This is a genomic window from Streptomyces sp. SID5785, assembly GCF_009870065.1.
In the GTDB taxonomy this organism is placed as follows: domain Bacteria; phylum Actinomycetota; class Actinomycetes; order Streptomycetales; family Streptomycetaceae; genus Streptomyces.
In genome coordinates, this window is the sequence record NZ_WWIA01000352.1 from 1 (window position 1) to 2,071 (window position 2,071).

4 protein-coding genes are annotated in these 2,071 nt (G+C 73.4%); all 4 read right to left on the reverse strand.

All coding sequences use genetic code 11. The features are described from left to right. Positions 1-479 (reverse strand): DinB family protein (locus GTW43_RS11565; RefSeq protein WP_161301569.1); only part of this gene is annotated, 479 nt, incomplete at its 3' end. A 77-nt stretch (positions 480-556) separates the two neighbouring features. Next, the gene (locus tag GTW43_RS11570; RefSeq protein ID WP_161301570.1) at positions 557-1,159 is read right to left on the reverse strand and encodes a hypothetical protein; all 603 of its coding nucleotides are present in this window, start codon (positions 1,157-1,159) and stop codon (positions 557-559) included. 162 nt (positions 1,160-1,321) lie between these two features. Continuing rightward, entirely contained in the window at positions 1,322-1,546 is a 225-nt protein-coding gene (gene infA, locus GTW43_RS11575) for a translation initiation factor IF-1 (protein ID WP_046918247.1), read from the reverse strand. Next, the coding region (locus tag GTW43_RS11580) for a GNAT family N-acetyltransferase (RefSeq protein ID WP_161301571.1) at positions 1,543-2,071 on the reverse strand (529 nt) is incomplete at its 5' end. The genes GTW43_RS11580 and infA, both read right to left, overlap by 4 nt.

Consider the following 2,071-nt stretch of genomic DNA (forward strand, 5'->3'; position numbering starts at 1 on the left):
CCGTTGTGCCGGGCGTACTCCTCGATCATGTGCACCATGATCCAGCGCAGGGAGATGCCCTCGGCGCCGACGTGTCCCGCCTCGTGCGCCGGCAGGCCGCGGACCTCGTCCAGCGGTACGCCCGCGGTCAGTGCGCGGCCGCGGGCGATCTCCGTCCGCCAGACGGTCAGCGCCTCGTCGATGCCCCGGTCGGGGTCCAGGGCGAACCCGTCGGGGTTGCCCGGCCCGTACACGGGCGCCGAATCCTGTCCGGCGAACACGCGCTGGAACCAGTTGCGTTCCACCTCGGCCAGGTGCTGGACGAGGCCGAGCAGCGTCATCGACGAGGGCGGTGACGCGGCCGTGCGTAGTTGACCGTCCGTCAGCTCCGCGCACTTGAGGGCGAGCGTCTCGCGGTGGAAGTCCAGCCAGGCCTCCAGCGTCGTGCGTTCGTCGGCCTGCGGCGGCGGTACGGGCCGCCCGTCGGGTGTGGTCGTCATGCGGCCATCCTCGCACCGCCGTCCGACGTGGCCGCCCTGCGTCGGGCGCTGCGTCGGGCCTTGCGTCGGACCCTGCGTCAGGCCCCGAGCCACGCCCCCGCCGTCAGCGCGCCGAGCGCCGCGCCCGCCACGGTCTGCAGGACGGTGTGGTAACCCAGCGCCACACGGGACCAGCACACCGCAGCGGTCACGGCGTAGGCCGCCAGCCACCAGGGGTCGTGCACGACGGCGAGAAGCGCGACGACCGCCGAGGCGACGGCCGAGTCGACCGAGATCTTCCAGACCGTGTTCACGCTCAACAGCACGACGGTCATGAGCCACAGGGCGACCATCGCCCTGATCACCTCCGCCGGGGCGTGCCCCAGCGTCATCAGGAGCACTCCTGTCCCGATCGAGGCGAGGATGACCAGGAAGATCGGTGCGCGTTTCGTCCGGTCGACGACGTGCCGGTCACCCCAGGTGCCGCGCTTGCGCTCGAACTCGATGTACGCGGCCGGCACCAGCCCCGCGCACAGGGCGGCCAGAAGTCCCCACGCCAGTCCGGCCGGTCCTCCCGCGATCCCGCCGAGCGCGACCATGCCGGCCACAAGGACGTTGCGGGGCTGGAGCACGTCCGTGACCGCACGGGCCACGGACTGCGCGGTGGTCGGGCGGCCGGGGACGGACAGGGGCGGGGTCATCGTCGTCCTTCGTTCGCAGGGCGCACCGCGCGCGGATCGGCCGGCGGTGCGGAGCCGGAGTGGATCTTACGACGCGCAGGCCGGGCCGGGGCCGTCGCGCTCGCGCCCTGCGCCTGCTCGGCCCCGAGCCCCGGCCCCGGCCCCTGCCCCTGCCCCCTCTGCCTAGTTCCGGTACCGGAACACGATCCGGCCGCGGGCCAGGTCGTACGGCGGGAGTTCCACGAGCACCCGGTCCTCCAGCATGATCTTGATGTAGTTCTTGCGGATCTTGCCGCTGATGTGCGCGAGCACCTGGTGTCCGTTCTCCAGCTCCACCGTGAACATGGCGCTGCGCAGGCACTCGACGACGCGGCCCTCGACCTCGATGACGTTCCGGTTCCTGGTCATCGCACGAGCTCCAGATTGCTTCCGGCGGTCCGCGCGCCGGTGCTCTCGACGAGCGCGGTGGCCGCCGTGTTGGACTCCTGGACCTCGGTCCAGGCCTCGGCGGCGCCCGCGCGGTGCAGGGTTTCGAGCGCGTGGGCGAGCAGGGCCCGTCCGATGCCGCGGCGGCGCTCACCGGCGCGGACCGCGAGCAGCCCGATCCGCGGGCGGGCCGCCACCACCCGGATCAGTCCCAGGTAGCGGCCGTTCTCGACGGCGACGGCGTACTTGGACGGGTCCACGACGGTGTCGCCCGCGGGGAACGGGATCACCTCGGCGGGCATCGACTCCCATCCGACGCTCGCCCCGATCTCGTCGCGGATCGCGCGGTCCACGGCGCGCAGCAGTCGCTCGTCGGCCGCGCCGGCGGGTACGACGCTCACCCCTGGTGGCGGCTGGACGCCCGCGAGGCCGGTACGGCGCGGGTCCGTCGGGACGGCGTACTCCCGCTCGCGGCGGCGGACGGTGAATCCGGCGCGCCGCCAGGCC

Excerpts from the sequence above, each read along its gene's own strand:
- GTW43_RS11570 (WP_161301570.1), bottom strand. The coding sequence starts at position 1,159 with ATGACCCCGCCCCTGTCCGTCCCCGGCCGCCCGACCACCGCGCAGTCC.
- infA (WP_046918247.1), bottom strand. The coding sequence starts at position 1,546 with ATGACCAGGAACCGGAACGTCATCGAGGTCGAGGGCCGCGTCGTCGAG.